This window comes from Nocardia sp. NPDC055002, assembly GCF_053608825.1.
Genome location: NZ_JBSGWE010000006.1, coordinates 134,655 through 160,965, shown reverse-complemented (window position 1 = coordinate 160,965; position 26,311 = coordinate 134,655). Strand labels below are relative to the sequence as shown.

Genomic DNA, 26,311 nt, shown 5'->3' with positions numbered 1-26,311 from the left:
GGTCAGAGGCGGTCTACGGCGTACAGATTGCCTGTCCAACCGAATCGAGGCACGGAATATTGCCGAACTCCCGAATAGTGGCCCTGCCCTGACCGTGCATCAGGTAGTCGATGAACTGAGCCGCTAGCGAATCACCGGCCACCTGCCCGTGTGTATCGGCGTACTCCACCACCGTGAGCGGGTATGTCCGCATCTTCATGGTGTCCTCCGACGCGCTGACCCCGTCCAGCGCGACGAGTTTCACCTCGCCGCTGACCGCCGAAGTCTCCATGTACCCCACCGCGCCGGGGGTCCGCGCGACGAACGATGCCACCCCCTCGGTGGTCTTGACCTCGCATTGTTCGCCCTCCGATGGCCTTCCGGCGCACGGGATGAACGGGAACACCTTTCGGTTACCTTCGAGCAACCGATTCTCGAGCGCCGTTCGGGTACCGGAACCCGCCTCCCGGTCGATCAGCACCACCGGCTGATCGGGCCCACCGATCTGGTTCCAGTTCTTGATGTTTCCCCGGTACAGATCACGGACCTGCTGCGTCGTGAGATTCGGCAGCTCGACACCCGGGTGGGTCACGATCGAGAAGGAACTGAGAGCCAATTGATACTCGATCAGTTTGTCGAAGCCGTTGCCCTTGGGACCATCGCTGATCGCGAGCATCTCCTGCGTCGGGCCGGTCTGGACCAGCTCGACGAGCCCGTTGGAGGTTCCCGCGAAGTCGAAGGTGAATTTCGCTCCGGTGCAGGTCTTTGCGTAGTTCTGCGCGGCCGTGCGAATCATCGGCGCCATCGCGGTGGAACCGACCAGGGTGAGCTCACCCTCCGCGCAGTCACGCGGTGGCGGGTCCGGTTGCAGGGCGAGTACCGCTTGCACCGCGATCAGCGCGACCAGGAATCCCGTCAGCGCCATCAGTTTCTTCGACGGGCCGGAGTGACTCGTGGTCTCGACGACCTTGCCCCGCTTGACCCGGCCGGTCAGCACCGGTTCCGCCGGCTCCCCGTCACCGTGTACCCGCTTCAGCACCGCCAGAATCTTGTAGTGCTGGCGTCGTTCGAGCTGCACCTTCGGCAGATCGATGATGCCGGCGAAGTTCTCGCCCTCGCCTCTGGCCCGCTTGCCGATGCCCGATCCGGGGCCGAGATTGTCGGAGAGCGGCCCGTCCAGCTCGGTCACCGCCAGACCGATGACCTCACGGCCGGGGAACGTGACATGAAGTCCGACACGTGGATCGGTTCCACTCATCGTGTAGTCGTCGGGGTCGATGGCGAGCGTGCCGCTGTTCTCGATGCGGACCAGCACGACCGACAGCTTGGACAGGTCCAACTGTGGCCCACCGGCTTCCGGGGTGCTCAGATTGGCCAAGGCGCCGACCAGCGACGCGGTGTCCGTCTCGCCGGTCACCGGCGTGTCCATCTGGAAGCGGTACCCCAGCCGACGCCGCCCGACCAGGACGAATTCGCGAACGAACGCCGCCGAGGCCACTACGAGGCCGATCGCGGACAGGATGAGCTCCACCGGAATATCCATCAATCCCCCCACTAAACAAGTTCGATCAGCGAGTTGATGTGTACCAGGCGAAATTCGGCCGATCGGAGATCGAAATCAGTTGTTGGGCAAGACTTCACCCATTCGATTCCGAACACCAGGCGAGCAGCTCCTCGACCGGCCAGGTATCGATCACCTTCTCAGCCGTCACCCCGTGCGCCAGCGCGCGCTCGCATCCGTACCCCTGCCAGGCCAGCTGGCCCGGCGCGTGCGCGTCGGTGTCGATGGAGAACAAGCAGTCCATCTCGACGGCCAGCTCGATCAAACGCCCGGGTGGATCACGGCGTTCGGGGCGGCTGTTGATCTCGACGGCGGTGCCGTAGCGACGGCAGGCTTCGAAGACGAGTTCGGCGTCGAACGACGACTCCGGACGGGTGCCGCGAGACCCTTCCACCAGGCGACCGGTGCAGTGGCCCAGGATATCGACATGGGGGTTCGCGACGGCGTAGACCATGCGCTTGGTCATGGTGTCGCTGTCGTCGCGCAGGTGCCAGTGCACGCTGGCGACAACGACATCCAGGCGTTCGAGCAGATCTGCCCGCTGGTCGAGGGTGCCGTCGTCGAGGATGTCGACCTCGATTCCGGTGAGGATGCGAAACGGCGCCATCTGCTCGTTGAGTTCGGCGATCACGTCGAGTTGGCGCAGCAGCCGGTCGGCGGACAGGCCGTTGGCGACCTTGAGACGCGGCGAATGGTCTGTCAGCGCACAGTATTCGTGGCCGAGCGCGGCCGCGACGCCCATCATCTCGGCGATCGGGCTTCCCCCGTCGGACCAGTCCGAGTGGGTGTGCAGATCACCGCGCAGCGCCTTGCGCAGTTCCTCGCCCGCGGGCGCGATCGGCTTCGCCTGTGCGCGGAGCTCGGCAAGATAGCCGGGAACCTCACCGGCACATGCCTGCTCGATGATGGCCGCCGTCTTGGGCCCGATTCCGGCGAGCTCACGCCAACTGTGTTCGCGTGCGCGCGTGGCCACCTCGTCCTCGGCGAGCCCGGCGACGACATCGGCGGCCCGGCGGTAAGCCTTCACCCGGTGTGTTTCGGCACGACCGCGTTCGAGCCAGAACCCGACCTCGCGCAGTGCCGCCACCGGACCCGGACTCGCCGCCGATGTCATCGCGGCTACTTGATCCGGCCGTACTTGAGGAACGCGACGCCGTCGGCGTACACCCGGCTGGTGATCACCCGGAACTTCTCCGGCGCGGGCAGTTTCGCCCCGCCGCCGAACAGCGGCCTGCCGGTGCCGAGGACCACCGGGTGCAGCTTCAGGAACACCTGGTCGATCTCGGGCAGCAGCGCCTGCGCCAGTTCACCGCCACCGCAGAGCCAGATCCCCAGTCCGTCTTCGCGTTTGAGCTCACGCACCGCGGCGACCGGATCCTCGGCGATCAATTCCACCCCGGGCGCGGGCGATTCGGGCAGCGTCGTGGACACCACGTACTGGCGCAGGTGCTCGTACGGGCTGGCGGTGCCGGTGCGTACCCCGAAGTCGTGGGTCTTGCGGCCCATGATCACGGTGTCGAAGTAGATGTTGCCCGCCGCGATCCCGCGCGCCTCGCGCACCTTGGTGGGCAGGGTTTCCGGGTACTGCGAGATGATCGCGGGCCCGTGATCACCGCCTACCGGGAAGAAGTCCAGCGTTCCGTCCTCGGCGGCGATGAAACCGTCGATTGTCGATGCCACGAAATAGGTCAGCTTGCGCATAACGTCCTCCCTGCACGGACCCGGTCTGTCACGACCTGTCAGAGGAAACGTTAGCGTGCCCGGATCAGCGGCGGCGCGGCTTCCGTTGACACTTCGGACAGGAAAACGACGACCGATTCATGAACTGTTCCCGTACCAGCAGCGTCGCACACCGATCGCACGGTTCGTCCTCACGCCCGTAAGCGGCCAGTGACCGGGAGAAATAGCCGGATTCGCCGTTCACATTCACGTACAGGGCGTCGAAGGAGGTGCCACCGACGGCCAGCGCTTCGGTCATGACCGCGCTGACCCCGTCGAGCAGGGTACGCACGACCGGGCGGGTGAGTTCGGCGGCGACGCGGGTGCCGTGCAGTCCGGCCCGCCACAGTGCTTCGTCGGCGTAGATATTGCCGATGCCCGAGATGACCGTCTGGTCGAGCAGCACTCGTTTGATCTCGGTGTTCTTGGCGCGGATGGCCGCGACCACGGCCTCGCGATCGAACAGTGGGTCGAGCGGATCGCGGGCGATATGGGCGACGGAATCGGGCACCACGGTCCCGTTCACCTCGACGAGGTCGGCCAGCGCCCAGCCGCCGAAGGTGCGCTGATCGACGAAGCGCAATTCGGCGCCGTCACCGAGCACTGCCCGGATATGCGCGTGCTTCTCGACGGGAGCGTCGGCGGGCTGCACCAGCATCTGACCGCTCATGCCCAGATGCACGACCAGTGCGGTGTCAGGCTCGTCGAAGGTGAGCCAGAGATACTTCCCGCGGCGCTGCGCGGAGTCGATCCGCAACCCGGTGAGCCGGGCCGCCAGATCAGCACCACCCGCGGCGTGCCTGCGCACGGCCCGCGGGTGGGTGACGGTGACGGTATCGATCGCCCGGCCGACGGCGTGATCGGCGAGACCGCGCCGGACAACCTCGACCTCGGGCAGTTCGGGCACGGGTCAGGCGTTGTCTGTGGATTCGGCGGTCAACGCCTTGTAGGCCGTACCGGCAGCCTTCTGCTCGGCTTCCTTCTTGGACCGGCCGATGCCCGAACCGTACGGATGACCGGCGATCACCGTGGTGGCGGTGAACTCCTTGTTGTGGTCCGGTCCGGTGGAGGTGATCTCGTAGGCGGGCACACCGAGACCACGTTCGGCGGTGAGCTCCTGCAGGCTGGTCTTCCAGTCGAGGCCGGCGCCCATGCGGGGGCCGCGCTCGAGCAGATCGGCGAACAGCCGCAGCACCACACCGCGCGCGGTTTCGATGCCGTGCTCGAGGTGCACCGCACCGAGCAACGACTCCATGCCGTCGGCGAGGATGCTCGGCTTGTCGCGGCCACCGGTGAGCTCTTCGCCCTTACCGAGCAACAGATACTGGCCGAGTCCGCCGTCGCCGAGACCACGCGCCACCTCGGCGAGCGCGTGCATGTTCACCACGCTGGCGCGCAGTTTCGCGAGTTCACCCTCGGACTTCTCCGGATGCTCGGTATACAGGCGCTCGGTGATGCTGAGGCCGAGTACCGAGTCGCCGAGGAATTCCAGGCGCTCGTTGGTCGGCAAACCGCCGTTCTCGTACGCGTACGACCGGTGCGTCAGCGCTAGGCGCAGAAGCTCCGGTCGTACGTCGACACCGAGGGCGGTGAGCAGGCTGGCGTGATCCGCCGCGCCTACATTGTCTTTACTGGCTGTCACGTTGCTAGGAATGATCTACAACGATCAGACTGCAGAGGTGACCTGGCGGCCCTTGTAGGTGCCGCAGGACGGGCACGCGATGTGCGGGAGGGTCTTCTCACCACACGCGCGGTTCGGGCAGGTGACCAGGGTCGGCGCGGTGGCCTTCCACTGGCTGCGCCGCGACCGGGTGTTGGAACGCGACATCCGACGCTTGGGAACAGCCACGGCTACTTCTCCTCTTGGTTTTCGCTGACTACACCGGCATCAGATGCCGCGGCAGCGGTTTGGTCTTGGTGGTGGAACCCTCAGGCGGGGTCGCCGGTACCGGGCTCGTCAGTGGCAAAATTCGCCAACTTCGCCCAGCGAGGGTCCAGTATCTCATGCCCATGATCAGGACCCGCAATCGCCATCCGCACACCGCACTCGGGGCACAGGCCCGCGCAGTCCGGCGAACACAGCGGCTGCAGCGGAAGCTCCAGCCCGATGGCGTCGAGGATCACCGGCTCGAGGTCGACGAGGTCGTCTTCCATGCGGTAGACCTCGGCATCCTCGGTCGTCTGCTCGGTGGTGCTGTCCGGATACGCGAACAACTCCGTCAGACGAATCTCCACCTGGTCCTCGAACGGTTCGAGGCAGCGCGAGCACTCCCCGGCCGTCGGCCCGGACGCCGTGCCGGTGACCAGCACACCCTCCGAGACCGCCTGCAATTGCAGATCGAGTTCCACCTCGGCATCGGCCGGGATGGCGATCAGGTCGAGACCCAGCCGCTCGTGGTCGGTGACCGTGCGACGCAGCTCCCGCATGGTTCCCGGCCGACGGCCGAGATTGCGGACATCCAGCACAAAGCCCGCCTCCGACACAGGACCACTGGTCTTGCGTGGACGCGCGGACGAACCGGAACCGGCGGACATCACGGACTCACTTACCGTCGAGGGGATAATGGGCAACCACTCCACAGTACGGCAGGACCCCGCCGGAACTCAAAACGCGCGCTGGGCGCCAGGACAGGTCAGCGCCGGTGCTCGGCAGCGTATTCCGGGTATTCGGCGGCCGGTGCGCCGCGCATCTGCTGGCGGCCGCGGGTGATCGAGCGCCGGGTGGTGTTGAGCGTCTCCTCCATGGATGCGAGCCTGTTGCCGAAATCGGCCATCTGCTCGTCGACGTAGTCGTCGCATTCGGTGCGCACCCGATCGGACTCGGCCTGGGCCTCGTCGATCAGACGGGCGGATTCGGCGTGCGCGACCCGAACGACCTCGGTCTGCGCGACGAGGCGGGCCTGCTCGGCCTTCCCGTCGGCGACCGAACGCTCGTAGGAGGCCTTACCCGCTTCGATGGCCCGGTCGGCGTCGATCTGGGCGCGAGCGGTGAGCTCGTCGTACTCGGCGTTGCCGTCGGCGACGACCTGATCGGCCTCGGCCTGAGCCGACGTCACCAGGCGGTCGGCGTGGGCGGTGGCCTCGGCGACCATCCGGTCGGCGTGGTCCTTGGCGTCGGCGAGGATGCGATCGGCCTCGGCGCGCGCCTTGTCGATGGTGGTGCGTGCCTGCTCGTTGGCCGTGGTGACCGTCGTTTCGGCACCGCTGCGGGCGTCGCCGACGATCTTGTCGCGGTGATCGAGCACGTCCTGGGCGTCGTCGAGTTCACCGGGCAGCGCGTCGCGGACGTCGTCGAGCAGCTCGAGGACATCGCCGCGCGGCACGATGCAACTGCGGGTCGGCGGGATGCCACGCGCCTCTTCGACGATGGCGACCAGTTCGTCGAGTGCTTCGAATACGCGATACATGCTCACTACCCTCCTGCGGACTCACGGCGAAACCACTACCGCCGACGCCCAGTGTGCCTGTCCGGGGCGGCTGCGCCGAATGTCGTCGCGGTGTGTCGCGACAGTGTCCAAGATCGCACAGATATCAAGTGGAGTGCAGCCCTCCACTTCGGCTACCATCGGTAAGCACGACAACGCCGTCCGCCGGGAAGCACCGCAACTTTTTCGCTGTTGTACTCCTCGACGTCTGTTCATTTGGGATCGGAGTCGAACATGACCCTCCTGGAAACTCCTAGGAGTCCGGTGTCGCACGTCGCGGGCATGTTCACTCCCTGGACCGGTCCGTTCCCCGTGGTGACGCCGAGTGAAGTCGCACCCGCGCTAAGCCCGCAGTTCGAGGGCGCGCTCACGTACCTGCGCGGCGATCGCGCGCTTCCCCAGCTCTTCCGCTTCGCCCTCGTCGGCGGCTCGAGCAATATCGCCTATGTGCTGCTGTTCTTCGCGATGCACGGCATCGGCCCGCTGATCGCCAATGTGGCCGGATCGGTGGTCAGCACGGTCATCGCCAACGAATTCCACCGTCAGCTCACGTTCCACGCCACCGACCGGGTCACCTGGTTCACGGCGCAGTGGGAAGGTGGCGGGATCGCGTTGATCGGACTCGCGATCACCACCGCGTGTTTGGCCGGACTGGATTTCTGGGCACCCGGACTGGGTGACATCACGCAGGCACTGACGGTCCTGGCCATCACCGCCGCGGTCGGCGGCATGCGATTCCTCGCCCTGCGTGGACTGTTCCGCCTGCCCGCGACTTCCTAGCCCTTGCGCTCGGCCAGGCGGTCCAGCAGACGCTTGTGGACAGCGGGCGGGAGCATGTCGCTCACGTCGCCGCCGTAGGCCGCCACTTCCTTGACCAGCGAGCTGGACAGGAAGCTCAGCGACGGGTTGGTGGCGATGAAGAAGGTGTCCACGCCGGCCAGTTTGTGGTTCATCTGGGCCATCTGCAGCTCGTAGCCGAAGTCTCCCGCGTCACGCAGGCCCTTGACGATCGCACTGATCCCCTCCTGCTTGGCGAAGTCCACCGTGAGGCCCTGCCAGGAGGCGACGCGCACATTCGGCAGGTGGGCGACGGATTCGCGCAGCAGTTCCATGCGCTCCTCGACGGTGAACATGCCCTGCTTCTTGGGGTTCACGTTGACGGTGACGATCACCTCGTCGAACTGGGCGGCCGCGCGAGCGAACACGTCGAGGTGACCGTTGGTGACCGGGTCGAAGGAGCCGGGGCACAGTGCTGCAGCCATACCTCAGAGACTATCTGAGACGGCCCGTGCCGGGCGGCTCGTCATTCAGTGTCGGTGGTGCGTGTCACACTCGTAGATGATGAGCCGCCACACGACATTCCGATATTGCCTCGACCCCACAGTCGAGCAATCCGACATGCTCGCAAGGCATGCCGGTGCGGCCCGATTCGCGTTCAACCAGAGCCTCGACTTCGTGAAAACCGCTCTCACCCAACGCAAAACCCGCCCAGCACATCCGGTCCCATGGACTCGGTTCGACCTGATCAAAACGTTCAACACCTGGAAGAAGACCGAAGCCGCAGGACGGGTCTTCACTGTCGATGCGGCTGGGGTCACCGAAGTACAGGTAACCGGGTTGGCATGGCGTGCCCAGGTGTCTCAGCAAGTTTTCGAGGAAGCCGCCGTCGACTGCGGTCGCGCGCTGGCCGCGTTCTCTGATTCCAGAACCGGCAAACACGCGGGTAAACGGGTCGGGTTTCCCCGGTTCAAGAAGAAGGGTAAAACCGTCCCGGCATTCCGGATCCGTAACAAACCCGCCAAGTCGGGGCGAGCGTCGATCCGAGTCGGTGACCAGGGGTGCGCTCGGTCAGTGGCGTTGCCTGGGATCGGCGCGATCCGGGTGCGCGAGGACACCCGTCGGTTGCGGCGGATGCTTACCAAAGACCGGGCGAGGATCCTCTACGTCACCGTCACCTATCGGGTGCGACGCTGGTGGATCAGCCTGACCGTCGAAGCATCTGATCTCCACACGGCCCATCGTCACCGGTCCCGGGAACACGCTGATCACGGTGGCTGGGTCGGGATCGACCGCGGTTTGACCGCGTTCGCTGTCGCCGCCAACTCCACCGGTGCCGAGGTCGCTCGCATCACCAACGCCCCCAAACCACTGACTACCGGGCTGGATCGTCAACGACAGATGGCGAAGTCGGTGACTCGGAAGCAGAGCGGGTCCCGCAACCATCGGCAGGCGGTTGCCCGGCTGGCCCGCCACCATCACAAGGTCGCCAATATTCGCCGTCATTTCGCTCATCAGGTTGCTAACCAGTTGGTCAAGACCCACGACCGGCTCGTTGTCGAAGACTTGAACGTGGCGGGAATGCTCGGCAACCGTCGTTTGGCCCGCGCGATCAACGACGTCGGATGGGCCGACTTCGCGCGACTGTTGGTCTACAAGCAGGCATGGCACGGTGGCACGGTCACCGTCGCGGATCGTTGGTTTCCATCGAGTAAACGGTGCTCGGCCTGTGGCGCACCCAATCCGACGCTGTCGTTGGCGGATCGCGTGTTCGTTTGCGAATGTGGGTTTCGCGCTGACCGGGACCACAACGCGGCGGTCAACCTCGCACTGTGGCCGACGATTGAACAAGACTTTTCACGATCCCCGGACCCCCGAGCAGGAGGCCGGGTTACCAAAGTCCGCCGACGGGAAGGCTCTGACCGACACCCTGTGGGTGTCGGTGAAACCGTCCCGGGAGACGCGGGAACAGAGGTTCACGCCACGCTTGTGGCGTGAACCGACGACGCCCGAGAAGGGCGGTGTCCGGGACGATCTAGGTTTCCGGACACGCTGTAGCACCGAATTCGGCCAGCTCGACTCTGGTCTCCCCGTATTTGCGTGTCTTCAGCGCCACATAGCCTGCGGGCCAGGTGATCTCGGGTGACCGGCTCGACCGTTCCACCACCACCAGCGCTTCCGGCGCGAGCCAGCCGTTGTTCGCGAGCGCGGTGAGGTCGGCGATCACGTCGTCGGTGCTCACGTCGTAGGGCGGATCCGAGAACACCACGTCGTAGGCCCTCGGTGCGGCCTGCTTCAGCACCGAGGACACGCTGCCGAGCCGCAGTTCGGCACCGGGCAGACCGAGCTCGGCGATATTGGCGCGCACCACCTCGCCCGCCTTGCGATCGGACTCGACGAGCAGCGCCCGCTGCGCCCCGCGCGACAGCGCTTCCAATCCCAGCGCCCCCGAGCCCGCGTACAGGTCCAGGACCAGCGTCCCGTCCAGATCGAGGCGGGCGTCGATCGCGCTGAACAGCGCTTCGCGCACCCGATCGGAGGTGGGCCGGGTACCGGCGGGCGGCACCTTCAAGCGCCGTCCGCCCGCCACACCCGCGACGATGCGTGTCATTCCGACTCGCGTGCGACCAGTTCCACCAGCAGGTCGCCGCCCTCGACCTGGGCCACCTTGGTGGTCGCGATCCGGCCCACCACGCCACCGCGCGGCGCGGTGATGGCCGCTTCCATCTTCATCGCCTCGATGGTGCCGACCGTGTCGCCGGCGTGGATCTCGTCGCCCTCGGACACCGCCAGGGTGACCACACCGGCGAACGGTGCCGCGATGTGGCCCGCGTTGTTCTTGTCCGCCTTCTCCGCCGCGGGCACCTCGGACGCGACGGACCGGTCACGCACCGCGACCGGGCGCAACTGCCCGTTCATGATGCACATCACCGTGCGCATGCCCTTCTCGTCGGGCTCGGAGATCGCCTCGAGGCCGATGAGCAGGGTGACGCCCTTCTCCAGTTGCACGCGGTGCTCTTCGCCGCGGCGCAGGCCGTAGAAGAACTGGTTCTCCGACAGCCCGGTGGTGTCGCCGTACTTCTCACGGTGGGCGTTGAACTCGGCGGTCGGGCCGGGGAACAGCAGCCGGTTCAGCGTGGCGCGACGCTCGGCGGACGAGCCGTCGAGGGCCTTCTGATCCGCCGGGCTCAGCGGGGTCTCGGGCTTGGGCTCGTTACGCCCGGCCAGCGCCTTGCTGCGGAACGGCTCCGGCCAGCCACCGGCCGGGGTCCCGAGCTCGCCGCGCAGGAAGCCGATCACCGAATCGGGGATGTCGTAGCGGCCCGGATCGGCGGCGAAGTCCTCGATGTCGACACCGGTGCCGACCAGGGCGAGCGCGAGGTCACCGACGACCTTGGACGACGGGGTCACCTTGATCAGGCGACCCAGCAGCCGGTCGGCGGCCGCGTACTTGGCCTCGACCTCTTCGAACCGGTCACCGAGGCCGAGCGCGATCGCCTGCTGACGCAGGTTCGACAGCTGACCACCCGGGATCTCATGGGTGTACACACGACCGGTCGGCGCGGGCAGACCCGACTCGAACGGCGCGTAGACCTTGCGCAACGCCTCCCAGTACGGCTCGAGATCGCACACGTTCTGCAGGTTCAGACCGGTGTCGCGATCGGTGTGCGCGGTGGCGGCCACGATCGCCGACAGCGCGGGCTGTGAGGTGGTGCCCGCCATGGCCGCGGACGCGCCGTCGACCGCGTCGGCCCCCGCCTGCCAGGCCGCCAGGTAGGTGGCCAGCTGGCCGCCGGGGGTGTCGTGGGTGTGCACGTGCACCGGCAGATCGAAGTTACTGCGCAGTGCGGTCACGAGTTTCGCGGCGGCGGGGGCGCGCAGCAGGCCGGCCATGTCCTTGATCGCGAGGACGTGCGCGCCCGCGTCGACGATCTGTTCGGCCAGCTTCAGGTAGTAGTCGAGGGTGTAGAGCGATTCGTTCGGGTCGAGCAGGTCGCCGGTGTAGCTGAGCGCCACTTCGGCTACGGCGGTACCGGTTTCGCGAACCGCGTCGATCGCCGGGCGCATCTGGTCGACGTTGTTGAGCGCGTCGAAAATGCGGAAGATGTCGATACCGGTGGTGGCGGCCTCGGACACGAAAGCGCGCGTGACCTGTTCCGGGTAGGGCGTGTAACCGACGGTGTTGCGACCGCGCAGCAGCATCTGCAAGCAGATGTTCGGCACGGCTTCGCGCAGCGCGGCCAGGCGCTCCCAGGGGTCCTCGTGCAGGAACCGCAGTGCCACATCGTAAGTCGCGCCGCCCCAGGCTTCGATCGAGAGCAGCTCGGGGGTCAGCCGCGCGACATGACCCGCCACACCGAGCAGACCGTTGGTGCGGACACGGGTGGCCAGCAGCGACTGGTGTGCGTCACGGAAGGTCGTGTCGGTGACGCCGAGCGCCTTCTGCTCGCGCAGGGCCTTCGCGAAGCCGTCCGGTCCGAGAGTGAGCAGACGCTGGCGCGAACCGTCCGGCGGCGGCACCGTGAGGTCGACAGCGGGCAGCTTGTCATAGGGGTACACCGTGGTCGGGCGGTCACCGTTGGGCTTGTTGACGGTGACGTCGGCCAGATAGGTCAGGATCTTGGTGCCACGGTCGGCCGACCCACGCGAGGTGAGCAGTTCGGGACGCTCGTCGATGAACGAGGTGGTCACCCGGCCCGCCTGGAAATCGGGGTCGTCGAGCACCGACAGCAGGAACGGGATGTTGGTCGTCACGCCGCGAATGCGGAATTCGGCCAGTGCGCGTTGAGCGCGCGCGGCGGCGGCGGGCAGGTCACGACCACGGCAGGTGAGCTTCACCAGCATCGAGTCGAAGTAGGCGCCGATCTCGGCGCCGAGGTTCGCGCCGCCGTCGAGGCGGATGCCCGCGCCGCCGGGGGTGCGGTAGGCGGTGATGCGGCCGGTGTCGGGGCGGAAGCCGTTGGCCGGGTCCTCGGTGGTGATGCGGCACTGCAGGGCGGCGCCGCGAATCTGCACCGTCTCCTGGCTCAGCCCCAGGTCGGCGAGGGATTCGCCCGCCGCGATGCGCAGCTGCGACTGCACCAGGTCGACGTCGGTGATCTCCTCGGTGACCGTGTGCTCCACCTGGATGCGCGGGTTCATCTCGATGAACACGTGGTTGCCGCGCTCGTCCAGGAGGAACTCCACGGTGCCCGCGTTGATGTAGCCGATCTGACGGGCGAAGGCCACCGCGTCGGCGCAGATACGCTCGCGCAGTTCCGGTGACAGGTTCGGGGCGGGCGCGAGCTCGATCACCTTCTGGTGGCGACGCTGCAGCGAACAGTCCCGCTCGAACAGGTGCATGACATTGCCGTGCTGGTCGGCCAGGATCTGCACCTCGATGTGGCGCGGGTTCACCACCGCCTGCTCGAGGAACACCGTCGGATCGCCGAACGCCGACTCCGCTTCGCGCGACGCGGCTTCGATCGACTCACGCAGCTGCTCGGGTGCGGCCACCCGGCGCATGCCACGACCACCGCCACCGGCGACGGCCTTGACGAAGATCGGGTATTCGAGTTCGGCCGAGGCGGTGAGCAATTCGTCGATATCGGCCGAGGGCTCGCTGGACTTCAGGGTCGGCAGTCCGGCCGCCTTCGCCGCCGCGATGGCCGTGGCCTTGTTGCCCGCCATCTCCAGGATCTCGGCGGTGGGGCCGATGAAGGTGATGCCCGCGGCGGCACAGGCCGCGGCGAGGTCGGGGTTCTCCGACAGGAAGCCGTAGCCGGGGTAGATCGCGTCGGCGCCGGCGGCCACCGCTGCGTCGATGATGGCCTCGATCGACAGATACGCGCGAACGGGATGACCCTCTTCGCCGATCTGATAGGACTCGGCCGCCTTCAGGCGATGCACGGAATTGCGATCCTCGTACGGGAACACCGCGACCGTTCCGATGCCGAGTTCGTAGGCCGCGCGGAAGGCACGGATAGCGATCTCACCACGATTTGCGACCAAGACTTTCGAGAACATTGGCCTACGGTACCCGGCCACGAGCCGGGGCCGGACACGCAAGGTGGCTTCGCAGCAATCTTCACACCGCACACCCGCCTACCTGCGAAGTTGCGTTCATCGGGCCGTCACATCTCACCGTGCGCAGCGGTGCGCGGTGCGCACGGACGGCGTGGGCGCAACCGCAGGTCACGGCCGTGTTCGGGATGGGGCGGTGACCCGTGGCCCCGCCGAGGGCCTATGCTGAGCGGGCAGCTGGTTCGCGTGCGCGGTGGAAGAGTCGGAGCCCCGACCTCCCGCGTAAGCGTCGAAACCCGGGTGCGGATCATGTTCCGCACCGGGTGAGAGGGAACCCGGTGAGAATCCGGGACTGTCCCGCAGCGGTGAGCAGGAACGACCGCCGTCATCAGCACTGGGCTGCACGCCTGGGAAGCGACGGCCAGTAGGTCGGTCGATCACACGACCGGTGCCCGCGAGTCCGAAGACCTGCCGACTGTGCCGGATACGCCGTATCCGGCGGCCACCGCCTCGTGGATCGGGCGCGCGGACCACCGATGCCGACCTGTCGTATCTTCTCGCGACTCTGTCGGCTGTGTGGCGTGTGCCCGCGAAAAGGCGGCGGCTCTCCCTGCACGACACTGGAGAATCTCCGTGACTGTTTCGCATACCCCGTTCACCGCAACGGTTCTCGGTCTACCGCGAGTGGGCCCGAACCGGGAACTCAAGCGCGCCACCGAGTCCTACTGGGCGGGCCGCGCCGATGCCGCGCATCTGCACGCGGTCGGCCGTCAGCTCCGTCGCGCCCAGCTCACCGAACTCGCCGCGGCCGGATTGGATTCGGTGCCGGTGGGCACCTTCTCCTACTACGACCAAATGCTCGACACCGCGGAGCTGCTGGGCGCACTGCCGGCGCGGGTCGCCGCAATCGCCGATCCGCTCGACCGCTATTTCGCGGCCGCGCGCGGCACCGACGCGGTCGCTCCGCTGGAGATGACCAAGTGGTTCGACACCAACTACCACTACCTGGTGCCCGAAATCGACGCGGCCACCACCTTTTCCCTGCACCCGGGCAAGCTGCTGACCGAACTCGACGAGGCGATCGAGCTCGGGGTCCCCGCACGGCCGGTCGTGATCGGTCCGATCACCTTCCTGAAGCTCGCCAAGGCCGTCGACGGCGCCGCGCTGGAGCGGCTGCCCGAGCTCGTGCCGCTGTACCTCGACCTGCTGGCCCAGCTGGCGGACGCGGGCGCGCGGTGGGTACAGATCGATGAGCCGGTGCTGGTCACCGACCTGACGGAGGCGGAGCTCGCTCTGGTCGGCCAGACCTACGGTGCGTTGTCGGCCGCGCAGAACCGCCCCGCGATCCTGGTCGCCACCTACTTCGGGCACCCCGATGCCGCACTGGCGGCGCTGGCCGACACCGAAATCGAGGGTATCGCTCTCGATTTCACGGCGGGCGCCGTCGTCTCGGCGGTCGCGGCACTGCCCGCGCTGTCCCGCAAGCTCGTGGTGGCGGGTGTGGTCGACGGCCGCAATATCTGGCGCGCCGACCTCGACGCCACCCTCGGCACCCTGGACGACCTGCTCGGCAGCGCCGACGCGGTGGCGGTGTCGAGTTCGTGCTCGCTGCTGCACGTGCCGTATTCGCTGACCCCGGAGACCGGGCTGGACGAACGGCTGCGCTCGTGGCTGGCCTTCGGCACCGAGAAGGTCGGCGAGGTGCGCGTCCTGGCCACCGCCCTCACCGCGGGTGCCGACGCCGTCGCCGACGAGCTGGCCACGGCCCGCGCCGCCGCCGACTCACGCCGGACCGATCCGCGTCTGCACAACGACCAGGTCCGCGGCCGGCTGGCCGCGCTCGACGAGAACGACCTGACCCGCTCCCCCGCCGACGAGCGTCGCGCCCTGCAGCGCGATCACCTCGACCTGCCGGTGCTGCCGACCACCACCATCGGCTCCTACCCGCAGACCTCGACCATCCGGCTGGCCCGTGCCGCGCTGCGCAAGGGCGAGATCGACCACGCCGAGTACGTGCGGCGGATGCGGGCCGAGATCGCCGACGTGATCACCCTGCAGGAGAAGCTCGGTCTCGACGTGCTGGTGCACGGTGAACCCGAACGCAACGACATGGTGCAGTACTTCGCCGAACTGCTCGACGGTTTCGCCGTCACCGAGGCGGGCTGGGTGCAGTCCTACGGCACCCGCTGCGTGCGTCCGCCGATCCTGTTCGGCGATGTCACCCGGCCCGAGGCGATGACGCTGTCGTGGATCGGGTACGCCCAGTCGCTGACCACCAAGCCGGTCAAGGGCATGCTCACCGGCCCGGTGACCATTCTGGCGTGGTCGTTCGTCCGCGACGACCAGCCGCTGGATGACTCGGCCCGCCAGGTCGCGCTCGCCATCCGGGACGAGACCGTCGACCTGGAAGCCCAGGGCGCGCGGATCATCCAGGTCGACGAGCCCGCCCTGCGCGAGCTGCTGCCGCTGCGCGCGGCCGAACAGCCTGCCTACCTGCGGTGGTCGGTGGACTCGTTCCGTCTCGCCACCGCGGGCGTCGCCGACACCACCCAGGTGCACACGCACCTGTGCTACTCGGAGTTCGGCGAGGTCATCTCGGCGATCGCGGGCCTGGACGCCGATGTCACCTCGATCGAGGCGGCGCGCTCGCACATGGAGGTCCTCGACGATCTGAACGCGGCCGGTTTCGCGCTCGGTGTCGGGCCTGGCGTCTACGACATCCACTCGCCGCGGGTGCCGTCGGTCGAGGAGATCACGATCTCCCTGTCCGCAGCGCTGAAAGCCGTTCCGGCCGAACGGCTCTGGGTGAATCCGGACTGCGGCCTGAAGACCCGCGGACCGGTGGAGGTCGAGGCGTCGCTGCGCAATCTGGTGACGGCCGCCGCGGCACTGCGCTGACCGACGGGAGCTGACCACCGCGACGGTGAGCGGCACACAGACCACTGCTCCGGACGGAGATTTCCGTCCGGGGCAGTGGCTCGGTTCAGCTCGCCCTGGCGACCGGAACCGCACGCTGGGCCACGCCGTGATACTCCGACAGCGGCCGGATCAGCGCGTTGGCGGCCGACTGCTCGGCGATGTGCGCGGTCCAGCCGGTGATCCGGCTCATCACGAAGATCGGCGTGAACATCTCGATGTCGAAGCCCATCAGGTAGTAGGCAGGCCCTGCCGGAAAGTCGAGATTCGGCGCTATGCCGGTCTTCTCGGCCATCGCGGCGGCGAGTTCGTCGTACATGCGGACCCAGTGCTGTCCCCCGGTCACCGCCGCGACCTCGTCGAGGGCCGCCTTCATCGTCGGCACCCTGGAGTCGCCGTTGCGGTACACACGATGCCCGAAGCCCATCACCTTGCGCTTGGCCTCGAGGGTTTCGGCGATCCACGCCTTCGCGTGCGCGGGGTCGGCGATCTCCAGCATCGTGTGCATCACCGCCTCGTTGGCGCCGCCGTGCAGCCGCCCCTTCAGGGCGCCGATCGCCGCCGTGATGGCGCTGTAGGAGTCCGAGCCGGTGGAGGTCACCACGCGAGCGGCGAAGGTCGAGGCGTTGAAACCGTGCTCGGCGTAGAGGATCAGCGAGATCTCGAACGCGCGCACGATCCGCGGATCCGGTACCGCGCCGAAGCACATGTACAGGAAATTCTCCGCGAAACCGAGCTGGGAGTGCGGTGCGATCGGGTCGAGCCCCCGGCGCCTGCGCATCGCCGTCGCGATCACCGTCGGCAGCAGCGCGGTCAATCGCAGTGCGGAGCCCAGCCTTTCGCGCTCACTCGTGCTCTCGGAGGCCGCGTCCTCGGTGCCGAGGTAGCTCACGACCGTGCGGACGGCGTCCATCGGGTGGCAGGTCTGCGGCATCTTCTCCAGCAGGGCGAGCACCGACCGATCGATCCGGCGCTGGGCCCGTTCTCGCTGGCAGAGCAGTTGCAGCTGACCGTCGTCGGGGAGTTCGCCGTACCACAGCAGGTAGGCGACCTCCTCGAAACTGCAGCGCGCGGCCAGGTCCTGTACCGGGTAGCCACGGTAGGTCAGCGAGTTGGTCTCGGCGACGACCTTGGAGATGCTCGTCGTGTCGACCACCACCCCGGCCAAACCCTTGGCGATGGCGGGTTGCGTTGTCTGTCCGCTGGTCATGGCGTCACTCACTCACCGTGAAGTCGAAGATGCCGGAGTCGAATGCGTTGTAGTGCCGGTAGCCGAGCAGTTCGTAGAGCCGAGACCGGTGCTGCATCCGGTCCAGTAGTGCTGATTGCGTTCCAGCCGTGGCTATCTCGCGCAGACCGTCTTCGATCGCGCCCATCGCCAGGCGCAGCGTGGTGACCGGGTAGATCACCGCGTTGTAGCCGAGGTCGGTCAGTGTCCGCGCGCTCAGCAACGGCGTCTTGCCGAATTCGGTCATGTTCGCGAGCAGCGGGACATCTACGGCGGCACGGAACTTCGCGAACTCGGCCTCCTCGGCCAGCGCCTCGGTGAAGATCAGGTCCGCGCCCGCGTCGACGTAGGCTCTCGCCCGCTCGATCGCCGCGTCGAGACCCTCGATCGCGCGCGCGTCGGTGCGGGCGCAGATCACGAAGTCAGGATCACGGCGCACCGCCACGGCGGCCCGGATGCGGCGCACCATCTCGGCGGTGTCGACGACTGCCTTGCCGTCGAGATGGCCGCATCGTTTCGGGTTGACCTGGTCCTCCAGATGGCAACCTGCCAGGCCCGCGTCCTCCAGCAGGGCCACGGTGCGGGCGGCGTTCATCGGTTCACCGAAGCCGGTGTCGGCGTCTGTGAGGACGGGCAGATCGGTGGCGCGGGCGATCTGGCGGCCACGCTCGACGACCTCGGTGAGCGTGGTCAGGCCGATATCGGGCAGTGCCAGCTCGGCCGAGATCACCGCGCCCGATACGTAGACGCCGTCGAATCCGATCTCCTGGATCAGCTTGGCCACCAGCGGGTTCACCGCTCCCGGCAGTCGTTGCAGGCGCCCGGAGGCCAGCCCGGCGCGGAAACTCGCGCGCTTCTGCGCGGCAGTGGTGTGCGCGGCGAGCAATCCGGCAACAGTCATCAGAACAGTCCTTCCCGTGCGGTGGGCAGCCGGTCGAACAGCGCGGGGTCGACGGTGAAGCTCAGTTGATCGAGCTCCTCCGCGCCGAGTTCCGGTGTGCGCTGGGCGGCATCGAGGAAACGGTCCTGTTCGGCGGGCGTCACGACACCGTCGGCGAGGACGCGGAACTTCTCGACGTACTGCTCGCGCGCGAACGGCCGCGCGCCCAGTGGATGCGCGTCGGCGACCGCGAGTTCGTCGACGATCACCTCGCCGTTGTCGAGAGTCACCACGGCACGGGCGCCGAAGGCCTTCTCGGCCGGGTCGGTCGCGTGATAGCGGCGCGTCCACTCGGGATCCTCGACCGTGGAGATCTTGCGCCACAGCGCCACCGTGTCGGGTCGCTGGGCGCGCTCGGGCGCGTAGGAGCGCTCGTGATGCCAGGTCCCGTCCTGGAGGGCGACCGCGAAGATATAGGGGAGCGAGTGGTCGAGGGTCTCGCGGCTGGCGTGCGGATCGAACTTCTGCGGGTCGCCGGATCCGGTGCCGATCACGTAGTGCGTGTGGTGGCTGGTGTGCAGCACGATCGAGGCGATGCGGGCGGTGTCGGTGATCCGCTCGCGCAGTCGGCGGGCGAGGTCGATCGGGGCCTGGCTCTGGTATTCGGCGGAGTGTTCCTTGGTGTAGCTGTCGAGGATGGCGCGCTTGGCCGTGCCCGGAGTCGGCAGCGGCACCTGGTATTCGGCATCGGTGCCGCCGAGCAACCAGGCGATCACGCCGTCGGCACCCTCCCAGATGGGCGCCGGCGCACCTTCACCACGCATCGCCCGGTCGACCGCCTCGACGGCCATCTTCCCGGCGAACGCCGGGGCATAGGCCTTCCAGCTGGAGATCTCGCCCTTACGGGACTGCCGGGTGGCGGTCGTGGTGTGCACTGCTTGGCCGACGGCCTGATAGATGGTCTCGGTATCGAGGCCGAGCAGCGTGCCGATGCCCGCGGCGGCCGACGGGCCGAGGTGAGCGACGTGGTCGATCTTGTGTTCGTGCAGGCAGATCGCGCGCACCAGGTCGATCTGGATCTCGTAGCCGGTGGCGAGCCCGCGGATCAGCTCGGCGCCGGACCGGCCCGTGTGCTGGGCGACGGCCAGAATCGGCGCGATGTTGTCGCCCGGATGCGAGTACTCCGCCGCGAGGAACGTGTCATGGAAGTCGAGCTCGCGCACTGCGACCCCGTTCGCCCACGCCGCCCACTCGGGTGAAACGCGCTGCGCGCCGGGCAGTCCGAAGACGGTGGCGCCGTGGCGTGAGGAGGCGGCGGACAGTGGATGGGCCGACGCCTGCGCGCGGGCGGTGCGAACCGGACCGCGCAGGACCGACGCCGCGGCCACCGCGGCGTTGTCGATGATGCGGTTGACGATCATGTCGGTGACCTCGCCGGTCACCGCCACCGGATCGGTGGCCACCTCGGCGATCAGCGTGGCCAGATGCTGTGACCGCGGAAAGTCCTCGGCGGCCCCGACGCTGCGAACGATATGGGTTTTCATTGCCATGGTTCGCAGGCTACGCACTGGATCTATCGCTGGATATGGGCTGAAAAAGCGTATTTTTGCGTGCGATGGGCGACAGATCAGCAACTATTGCGAAGATCGGCGATCACCGCCGGAACGGTGATACCGAAGCGCTATGGTTGATTCTCCCGGCAACCACGCAGAGAACGCGCGGGCGCCCTCGGCGGCAATTCGGTCACCGCAGCCCGAGGTCGCACCTGCCGCCGACCGCGACTTCGCATGTTACGCACGGGTAGACACAGGTAAAATCCCTTGCGGGACTGGACTTCTCCCGAGGCATTCGCCACTTTGAGCAAACATTGCGAACAGCTCGCGTTAGGATCTGCGACGTGCGGAAGATGTACGCGGGGGCCAGGCTACGAAGGCTGCGCGAAGAACGGCGGATGACCCAGGCAGCGCTCGCGAAGTCGCTGGACCTCTCACCCAGCTATCTCAATCAGCTCGAGCGTGATCAGCGCCCGCTGACCATTCCTGTTCTGCTGAAACTCAACTCGACCTTCGACCTGGACGTGCAGTTCTTCGCCGCCGACTCCGACGCGCGGCTGGTCTCGGACCTGCACGAGGTACTGGTGGAAGCCGCGGGCGGCGGCGACACCGCCCCGATCACCGAGGTCGAGGAACTGGCGACCCGGCTGCCCGAGGTGGCGCGCATCGTCATCGCGATGCACCGGCGGTTGCGCGCGGCGACCGACCAGCTCGACCTGCTGTCCTCACGCGTCGACACACCGGCCGGCGCGCCGGGCACCCCCATGCCGTACGAGGACGTACGCGATTTCTTCTACGACCACCGCAACCACATCTCGACCCTCGACCATGCCGCCGAGCAGCTGTTCGAGGAATCCGGTCTGAGCATCGGCTCGCTGGATCGTCAGCTGGCCAGGATCGCCGAGGAACGCGCGGGCGTCACGGTGCTGGTCCGCGGCGACGGCGCCGACCCGGCCATCCCGAAACGCCACTACGACCCCGACACCCGAACCCTCACCCTGGCCAGGCGACTGCGCCCCGGGCAGCGTGCCTTCCAGATCGCGACCACCCTCGGCCTGCTGCTCTACGGCCGCGAGATCGACAACGTGCTCGCCGAATCTCGGGCGCTCACCGGCGAATCCCGCACCCTGGCCAGGGTCGGGCTGGCCAACTACTTCGCCGGCGCGCTGATCCTGCCCTATGGCCGGTTCCTGCGCTCGGCCGAGGAACTGCGCTACGACGTCGACCTGCTCGCATTGCGGTTCGAAGTCGGCTTCGAGACGGTCTGCCATCGGCTCAGCACACTGCAGCGGCAGGGTCAGCGCGGCGTGCCGTTCTTCCTGGTGCGTACCGATCGGGCCGGCAATATCTCGAAACGCCAGTCCGCCACCGCGTTCCACTTCTCCCGCGTGGGCGGCAGTTGCCCGCTGTGGGTCACCCACGAGGCGTTCGCGCACCCCGGACGCATCCTCACCCAGATCTCGGAGATGCCCGACGGCCGCCGGTACCTGTGGATCGCGCGCACCACCCCCGCCGCCGCGCAGGGATTCGGGGCGGCGTCGAAGAACTTCGTCATCGGACTCGGCTGCGACATCGAATACGCCGACCGGCTGGTGTATTCACAGGGGCTGCAGTTGGACGATCCACAGGTCGCGGTGCCGATCGGGGCCGGGTGCAAGGTGTGCGAGCGACCGTCGTGCCCGCAACGCGCGTTCCCGCAGATCGGGCGGCCGCTGTCGGTGACCGAACACACCAGCACCGATCTGCCGTACCCGCGCCTACCTCGCTGATACCGCGCGGGCGTCAGGACTTGGCGAGGTATTCGATGCGTTCGCCGTCGACGGCGGCGTGCATCATGCCCGCCAAGCCCGGATGATTCACCAGACCCGGATCCTCGGCGACGACCTGGCGGGCGAGTTCCTGTGCGGCGGTGATCACCTCGAGGTCGTCGAGCAGCGAGAGCAACCGCAACGACCGGGCGGTACCGGACTGCGCCGAGCCGAGGACGTCACCTTCGCGGCGCTGCCGCAGGTCGAGCACCGAGAGTTCGAAGCCGTCGGTCGTCGCCGCCACCGCCTCCAGCCGCGCCATCGCGGTCCCGCCCGGCGCGGCATCGGTGACCAGCAGGCACAGGCCCGGATGCTTGCCTCGGCCGATGCGACCGCGCAGCTGGTGCAGCTGACTCACCCCGAACCGGTCGGCGTCGACGATCACCATGACGGTCGCGTTCGGCACGTCGACACCGACCTCGACGACCGTGGTGCAGACCAGCACGTCGATGGCGCCGTCGTTGAATTGGCGCATCACGTGGTCTTTTTCGTCGGACGGTAGCCTGCCGTGCAGCAGCCCGACGCGCACACCGGAGAGCGGACCGGCGCTCAGCGTCTCGTACATCTCCACGGCGGCCGCGGTGGTCGGCCCTTCCTTCTCCGCCTTCTTCCCCTTGGCCGGTGGCGCGTCGGGATCCTCGCCGATGCGCGAACAGACGACATAGGCCTGTCTGCCCTGGCCGACCTCCTCGACGATGCGCTCCCAGGCACGATCCACCCAGCCCGGGTGCAGTTTGCGCGGAACAACTTTCGACACGATCGGTGAACGGCCCTTGGGCAGCTGGGTGAGCGTGGAGGTTTCGAGATCGCCGAGTGTCGTCATCGCGATGGTGCGCGGGATCGGGGTCGCGGTCATCACCAGCAGGTGCGGGCTGATGCCGTCTTTCGCCTTGGCACGCAACGCGTCTCGCTGTTCGACTCCGAAGCGGTGTTGTTCGTCGACCACCACGAGGCCGAGGTCGTAGAACTCGACGGCATCCTGGATCAGCGCGTGGGTACCGATGACGATGCCCGCCTCACCGGTCATCGCGTCCAGTAGGGCCGCCTTCTTCGCGGCCGTCGACATCGATCCGGTGAGCAGCACGACCTTCGTCGAGTTCTCCGCGGCGCCGAGTTCGCCGGCGTTGCCGAATTCGCCGAGCATCGACCGCAGCGACCGATAATGCTGGGCGGCGAGGACTTCGGTCGGCGCGAGCAGGGCGCACTGACGCCCCGAGTCCACGACTTGGAGCATGGCGTTCAGCGCCACGATCGTTTTGCCCGAACCCACCTCACCCTGCAGCAGGCGGTGCATCGGGCGGGTGCGGGAGAGGTCTTCGGAGATCTCCGCGAGCACCTGCTGCTGGCCTTCGGTGAGCTCGAACGGCAAGCGCTCGTCGAAGGTGGCGGCGATACCGTCGGCCGAGGGCGGGCAGGCGGGGGCGGTGCGGCCCTCCACCTCGTGGCGGCGTTCGGCCAGCACGAGCTGCAAGGCGAGCGCCTCATCGAAACGAAGCCTGTCCCTGGCCTTCTCGATATCGAGCTTGTGCTCAGGGAGGTGGATCAGGCGCAGCGCTTCCGAGAGCGGAAGCAGTCGGCGCTCCTCGCGCAGGTCGGCGGGCAGCGGGTCGTCGATGGGGTCGAGCTGGTCGAGTACCTGGCGAATGCAGGCGAGCAGGTCCCAGCTCTGGACCTTCGCGGTCGCCGGATACACGGGGACGAATTCGCGCTCGAAGAACGAGGCATCCACTCCGCCCGCGCCTTTCGCGCTCTGCGCCAGCCCGCGCAGCGCGCCGCTGCCGCGCACGGAGGTGAGTTCCTCCACGCCGGCTTCGGCCTTGTCGGGCAGGATCAGGTAGTCGGGGTGCGAGAGGTTCCAGCGGTCGGGACGCCACCAGTGCACGGTGCCCGACATCATCGCTCGCACACCTTCTTTCACCAGATACCGCACCTTGTCGCCGTTGAAGAAGGTGGCTTCCAGTGGACGCTGGGCGCCGGTGTCGAGCTGCACCTTCAACAGGGAGCCGCGCCGGTTCTTCATCGGGCGCAGTTCGGTTTTCGTGATGCGACCGATGACGGTGATGTGCGCACCCTCCTCCGGCTCCTCCTCGGTGAGGGGCTGACCCTGCGTGGCGTAGCGCACCGGATAGTGGCGCAGCAGATCCTCGACGGTGGTCATGTCGAACGCCTCGGTCAGCCGGTCGGCCGCCTTGACGCCCAGCACATGGTCGAGCCGGTCACTCAACGTCGCCATCTACTCGACCCCTATCTGCACCAGATCCGCTTGCTGTCCACCGGAATACACGACCACCTCGACGCCGGGGAAACCGGCCGTCACATGCTCGGCGAGCACCTGCGCCAGCTCGGGCCCCGTATCGGCGCCCATCAGCAGCGTCACCAATTCCCCACCGAGACCGAGCATCCGGTCGAGCAGGATGCGTCCCGCGCCGACCACATCGGGGTCGATCACCACCACATCCTGGCCGACGAGCCCGAGTCCGTCACCGGGAGAACACATTCCGACCATCGTCAGGGCCCGCACCCGGGCAGCCCGCAGGGCACCCCACCGCATGGTCGCCGCAGCCTCCGACATCGCGAACGCGTCATCCACCGCGATCCGTCCGCGATCGTGCACCGCCAGCGCCGCGAGGCCCTGCACCATCGACGCGCTCGGCAGCAACAACACATCACGCGACCCGTCACGGGCGGCCACACCGACGGCGACGAGTTCCTGCGCGGGCAGGGCGCCGTTGGGCAACACGAGCACTTCACGATGTGGCATCCGCCGAATCGCGGTCAGCAGAGTGCTCGTATCGACCTGCCGATCCCCGCGCAACACCACCGCGCCGGCGTCTTCGAACAGGCGCGTGGCGGCAGCGCCGGCGACCACCGCCAGGACGCCGCGGTCCGCGAGGACATCGCCGGCGGTGTGGTCGCCGACGGCGCGGCCATCTCCGGTGGCGGATACGACGTCTCGGCCCACGGGACGGGACAGTCGATTGCCAGTACCACTCGCAACCGCCTCACACAGCGCGGAGGCGTCGCGCGCGCTGTCGCTGCCCCGCGCGTGCTGAGTGGCGAGCCAGTCGGTGCCGTGCTCGTGGTGGCCGCTGTGGGGTGCGGTCACCGCGAAACTCTCGATCCGAATGCTCGTCACCGTGCCCACCGCGAGCCCGGCCTCGATCGCCGCCCCCGCGTCGCGGCAGTGCACATGGGCCGACCAGGTGCTGTCACCGTCGCCGACCACCACCACCGAATCACCGAGAACGGCGAGTCGATCGCGCAGCCCACCCGCGGCGGTCTCGTCGGTGCCGGAGATCACGTACATGACCTCGAAGTGTGGATCAGCGTCCCGATCACGATGATCGTGGTCGTCGCGGGTGTCGAGTATCCGGCGCTCCCGGCCCTCGGAATCGGCCTCCACCGCGTGTCCGTGATCGATGTCACCGAACCCGCCGGGCAGAGTCACTGCCTGCTCGTTGCCGTCGTCCGGCCGCCGATGCGGCCCCTGGTCCGCCCGCTCGCCCCGCGTGTACCTGACTCGCGCGGGTGCCTCACCGCAGACTTCGGTCACGAGGCAGTCGAGCAACACCAGCAGCCCGCGCGCCCCCGCGTCGACGACTCCCGCCGCGCGCAGCACGCCCAGCTGGGTCGGGGTGCGGCTCAGTGCCCGCGCGGCACCTTCGGCGGCGGCGCGGGCCACCTCTTCCAGGGAGGGTTCGGCGACCTCGGCGGCCGCGGCGGCGGCGCGGTCGAGAACCGTCAGGATCGTGCCCTCGACCGGGGCACTCAGTCCCGTGCGCACCAGCACGGCCGACCGCCGCAATGCCTCCTGCAGCCGCACACCGGTCAACGGACCAGCGACAACGGCCTCCGCGATCCCGCGCAGGACCTGCGACAGGATGATGCCCGAGTTTCCGCGCGCGCCCGTGGTGGCACCGCGAGCCAAGGCCTGGGCGACGCGGTGTGACGTGGCGTCCTCCGCGTCGAGCACGGCCCGCTCGGCCGTCGCGACCGCGGCTCGCATGGTGGCGAGGAGGTTGGTCCCGGTGTCGGCGTCGGCGATGGGGAACACGTTGAGCGCGTCGATCTCCGCGCGGCGTAGCTCCAGGTCGGTGCGGCAACCGCGGGCCCAGACCAGCAGATCGGGGCCGTCGAGAGACTCCCGCACGTGCGCCACCGCCACCTCGCTCCCCGTTCTGCGTACCCGCGCGCCGAGCACGCACGCCAGGTTAGCGGCAGCTACCGACCGGGGTACGCTGACCTCGGACGGGCCCTCAGCCGGGCTGTGCTCGGCAGGTCGACCGGGATACCCGGTTTGGAACTTCGAGGCCCGGCCCGCTAGTCTTGCAGGGTTGCTTTGTGCGGCCCACGTGGGTCTGCGCTGGCCGACGACAGTCGGCAAGGCATTTGACGACATCAGTTTCCGGTTCAGCGGGCTTACGTGCGCCGCTGTCCGCTTATGACATGAAGGAGCTCGCGA

Annotated in this window: 20 protein-coding genes and 1 riboswitch; of the genes, 4 read left to right on the top strand and 16 right to left on the bottom strand. The window is 67.8% G+C overall.

What is annotated here, in order from left to right; genetic code table 11:
- Positions 1-13: 13 nt before the first annotated feature.
- The 8 genes from ACWF99_RS24355 to ACWF99_RS24320 all read right to left on the bottom strand — a co-directional run bounded on the left by ACWF99_RS24355 (position 14) and on the right by ACWF99_RS24320 (position 6,666).
- Positions 14-1,522, bottom strand: coding sequence for a PstS family phosphate ABC transporter substrate-binding protein (locus tag ACWF99_RS24355; protein ID WP_452537481.1), 1,509 nt, complete (start codon positions 1,520-1,522; stop codon positions 14-16).
- 94 nt (positions 1,523-1,616) lie between these two features.
- Positions 1,617-2,654, bottom strand: coding sequence for a PHP domain-containing protein (locus ACWF99_RS24350; protein ID WP_452537480.1), 1,038 nt, complete (start codon positions 2,652-2,654; stop codon positions 1,617-1,619).
- A gap of 5 nt (positions 2,655-2,659) precedes the next feature.
- Positions 2,660-3,241: a dihydrofolate reductase family protein gene (locus tag ACWF99_RS24345; RefSeq protein ID WP_378626333.1), complete on the bottom strand. Its 582-nt coding sequence runs from the start codon at positions 3,239-3,241 to the stop codon at positions 2,660-2,662.
- A gap of 64 nt (positions 3,242-3,305) precedes the next feature.
- Positions 3,306-4,166 carry a bifunctional DNA-formamidopyrimidine glycosylase/DNA-(apurinic or apyrimidinic site) lyase gene (gene mutM, locus ACWF99_RS24340; protein ID WP_378626331.1) on the bottom strand — a complete coding sequence of 287 codons (861 nt, stop codon included), beginning with the start codon at positions 4,164-4,166 and terminating at the stop codon, positions 3,306-3,308.
- Between the two features lie 3 nt (positions 4,167-4,169).
- A complete protein-coding gene (gene rnc, locus ACWF99_RS24335) occupies positions 4,170-4,901 on the bottom strand; it encodes a ribonuclease III (protein WP_378626330.1) in 732 nt (243 codons plus the stop codon).
- A 24-nt stretch (positions 4,902-4,925) separates the two neighbouring features.
- Positions 4,926-5,108 (bottom strand): 50S ribosomal protein L32, encoded by a 183-nt coding sequence (rpmF, locus tag ACWF99_RS24330; protein ID WP_040708879.1) that lies wholly within the window; start codon positions 5,106-5,108, stop codon positions 4,926-4,928.
- Between the two features lie 80 nt (positions 5,109-5,188).
- Positions 5,189-5,794 (bottom strand): YceD family protein, encoded by a 606-nt coding sequence (locus ACWF99_RS24325; RefSeq protein WP_364401610.1) that lies wholly within the window; start codon positions 5,792-5,794, stop codon positions 5,189-5,191.
- Between the two features lie 98 nt (positions 5,795-5,892).
- The gene (locus ACWF99_RS24320; protein ID WP_378626328.1) at positions 5,893-6,666 is read right to left on the bottom strand and encodes a DivIVA domain-containing protein; all 774 of its coding nucleotides are present in this window, start codon (positions 6,664-6,666) and stop codon (positions 5,893-5,895) included.
- Positions 6,667-6,918: 252 nt separating this feature from the next.
- On the opposite strand from ACWF99_RS24320, the gene ACWF99_RS24315 reads away from it, so the two are divergent.
- The gene (locus ACWF99_RS24315) at positions 6,919-7,464 is read left to right on the top strand and encodes a GtrA family protein (protein WP_452537479.1); all 546 of its coding nucleotides are present in this window, start codon (positions 6,919-6,921) and stop codon (positions 7,462-7,464) included.
- Here the strand turns inward: ACWF99_RS24315 and coaD are convergent.
- On the bottom strand, positions 7,461-7,946 hold the full coding sequence (coaD, locus tag ACWF99_RS24310; RefSeq protein ID WP_056811926.1) for a pantetheine-phosphate adenylyltransferase: 486 nt from the start codon (positions 7,944-7,946) through the stop codon (positions 7,461-7,463). The two genes, ACWF99_RS24315 and coaD, sit on opposite strands and share 4 nt — an antisense overlap.
- Positions 7,947-8,025: 79 nt before the next feature.
- On the opposite strand from coaD, the gene ACWF99_RS24305 reads away from it, so the two are divergent.
- A complete protein-coding gene (locus tag ACWF99_RS24305) occupies positions 8,026-9,459 on the top strand; it encodes an RNA-guided endonuclease TnpB family protein (protein ID WP_452537478.1) in 1,434 nt (477 codons plus the stop codon).
- A 37-nt stretch (positions 9,460-9,496) separates the two neighbouring features.
- Here ACWF99_RS24305 and rsmD read toward each other — a convergent pair whose 3' ends face one another.
- Positions 9,497-10,072, bottom strand: coding sequence for a 16S rRNA (guanine(966)-N(2))-methyltransferase RsmD (gene rsmD, locus ACWF99_RS24300; RefSeq protein WP_452537477.1), 576 nt, complete (start codon positions 10,070-10,072; stop codon positions 9,497-9,499).
- A complete protein-coding gene (locus ACWF99_RS24295) occupies positions 10,069-13,467 on the bottom strand; it encodes a pyruvate carboxylase (protein WP_452537476.1) in 3,399 nt (1,132 codons plus the stop codon). Before ACWF99_RS24295 ends, rsmD begins: the two co-directional genes overlap by 4 nt.
- Before the next feature lie 301 nt (positions 13,468-13,768).
- Positions 13,769-13,954, top strand: a riboswitch (cobalamin riboswitch).
- A gap of 137 nt (positions 13,955-14,091) precedes the next feature.
- Between ACWF99_RS24295 and metE the strand changes: the two genes are divergently transcribed.
- Positions 14,092-16,362 (top strand): 5-methyltetrahydropteroyltriglutamate--homocysteine S-methyltransferase, encoded by a 2,271-nt coding sequence (gene metE / locus ACWF99_RS24290; protein WP_452537603.1) that lies wholly within the window; start codon positions 14,092-14,094, stop codon positions 16,360-16,362.
- A gap of 85 nt (positions 16,363-16,447) precedes the next feature.
- Here metE and ACWF99_RS24285 read toward each other — a convergent pair whose 3' ends face one another.
- The 3 genes from ACWF99_RS24285 to ACWF99_RS24275 are packed head-to-tail and all read right to left on the bottom strand — an operon-like array spanning position 16,448 to position 20,032.
- A complete protein-coding gene (locus ACWF99_RS24285) occupies positions 16,448-17,590 on the bottom strand; it encodes a bifunctional 2-methylcitrate synthase/citrate synthase (protein ID WP_452537475.1) in 1,143 nt (380 codons plus the stop codon).
- A gap of 4 nt (positions 17,591-17,594) precedes the next feature.
- Entirely contained in the window at positions 17,595-18,509 is a 915-nt protein-coding gene (prpB, locus tag ACWF99_RS24280; protein WP_452537474.1) for a methylisocitrate lyase, read from the bottom strand.
- Positions 18,509-20,032, bottom strand: coding sequence for an MmgE/PrpD family protein (locus ACWF99_RS24275; protein WP_452537602.1), 1,524 nt, complete (start codon positions 20,030-20,032; stop codon positions 18,509-18,511). Before ACWF99_RS24275 ends, prpB begins: the two co-directional genes overlap by 1 nt.
- Positions 20,033-20,385: 353 nt before the next feature.
- Here ACWF99_RS24275 and ACWF99_RS24270 point away from each other — a divergent pair, with 353 nt between their 5' ends.
- The gene (locus tag ACWF99_RS24270; RefSeq protein WP_378626319.1) at positions 20,386-21,810 is read left to right on the top strand and encodes a short-chain fatty acyl-CoA regulator family protein; all 1,425 of its coding nucleotides are present in this window, start codon (positions 20,386-20,388) and stop codon (positions 21,808-21,810) included.
- 13 nt (positions 21,811-21,823) lie between these two features.
- Here ACWF99_RS24270 and recG read toward each other — a convergent pair whose 3' ends face one another.
- Positions 21,824-24,082, bottom strand: coding sequence for an ATP-dependent DNA helicase RecG (gene recG / locus ACWF99_RS24265; RefSeq protein WP_452537473.1), 2,259 nt, complete (start codon positions 24,080-24,082; stop codon positions 21,824-21,826).
- Positions 24,083-25,999, bottom strand: coding sequence for a DAK2 domain-containing protein (locus ACWF99_RS24260; RefSeq protein ID WP_452537472.1), 1,917 nt, complete (start codon positions 25,997-25,999; stop codon positions 24,083-24,085).
- Positions 26,000-26,311 lie beyond the last annotated feature (312 nt).

Excerpts from the sequence above, each read along its gene's own strand:
- ACWF99_RS24320 (WP_378626328.1), bottom strand. The coding sequence starts at position 6,666 with ATGTATCGCGTATTCGAAGCACTCGACGAACTGGTCGCCATCGTCGAA.
- ACWF99_RS24325 (WP_364401610.1), bottom strand. The coding sequence starts at position 5,794 with ATGTCCGCCGGTTCCGGTTCGTCCGCGCGTCCACGCAAGACCAGTGGT.
- recG (WP_452537473.1), bottom strand. The coding sequence starts at position 24,082 with ATGGCGACGTTGAGTGACCGGCTCGACCATGTGCTGGGCGTCAAGGCG.
- ACWF99_RS24315 (WP_452537479.1), top strand. The coding sequence starts at position 6,919 with ATGACCCTCCTGGAAACTCCTAGGAGTCCGGTGTCGCACGTCGCGGGC.
- rsmD (WP_452537477.1), bottom strand. The coding sequence starts at position 10,072 with ATGACACGCATCGTCGCGGGTGTGGCGGGCGGACGGCGCTTGAAGGTG.
- prpB (WP_452537474.1), bottom strand. The coding sequence starts at position 18,509 with ATGACTGTTGCCGGATTGCTCGCCGCGCACACCACTGCCGCGCAGAAG.
- coaD (WP_056811926.1), bottom strand. The coding sequence starts at position 7,946 with ATGGCTGCAGCACTGTGCCCCGGCTCCTTCGACCCGGTCACCAACGGT.
- ACWF99_RS24305 (WP_452537478.1), top strand. The coding sequence starts at position 8,026 with ATGAGCCGCCACACGACATTCCGATATTGCCTCGACCCCACAGTCGAG.
- ACWF99_RS24355 (WP_452537481.1), bottom strand. The coding sequence starts at position 1,522 with ATGGATATTCCGGTGGAGCTCATCCTGTCCGCGATCGGCCTCGTAGTG.
- ACWF99_RS24295 (WP_452537476.1), bottom strand. The coding sequence starts at position 13,467 with ATGTTCTCGAAAGTCTTGGTCGCAAATCGTGGTGAGATCGCTATCCGT.
- ACWF99_RS24275 (WP_452537602.1), bottom strand. The coding sequence starts at position 20,032 with ATGAAAACCCATATCGTTCGCAGCGTCGGGGCCGCCGAGGACTTTCCG.
- ACWF99_RS24345 (WP_378626333.1), bottom strand. The coding sequence starts at position 3,241 with ATGCGCAAGCTGACCTATTTCGTGGCATCGACAATCGACGGTTTCATC.
- ACWF99_RS24350 (WP_452537480.1), bottom strand. The coding sequence starts at position 2,654 with ATGACATCGGCGGCGAGTCCGGGTCCGGTGGCGGCACTGCGCGAGGTC.
- ACWF99_RS24285 (WP_452537475.1), bottom strand. The coding sequence starts at position 17,590 with ATGACCAGCGGACAGACAACGCAACCCGCCATCGCCAAGGGTTTGGCC.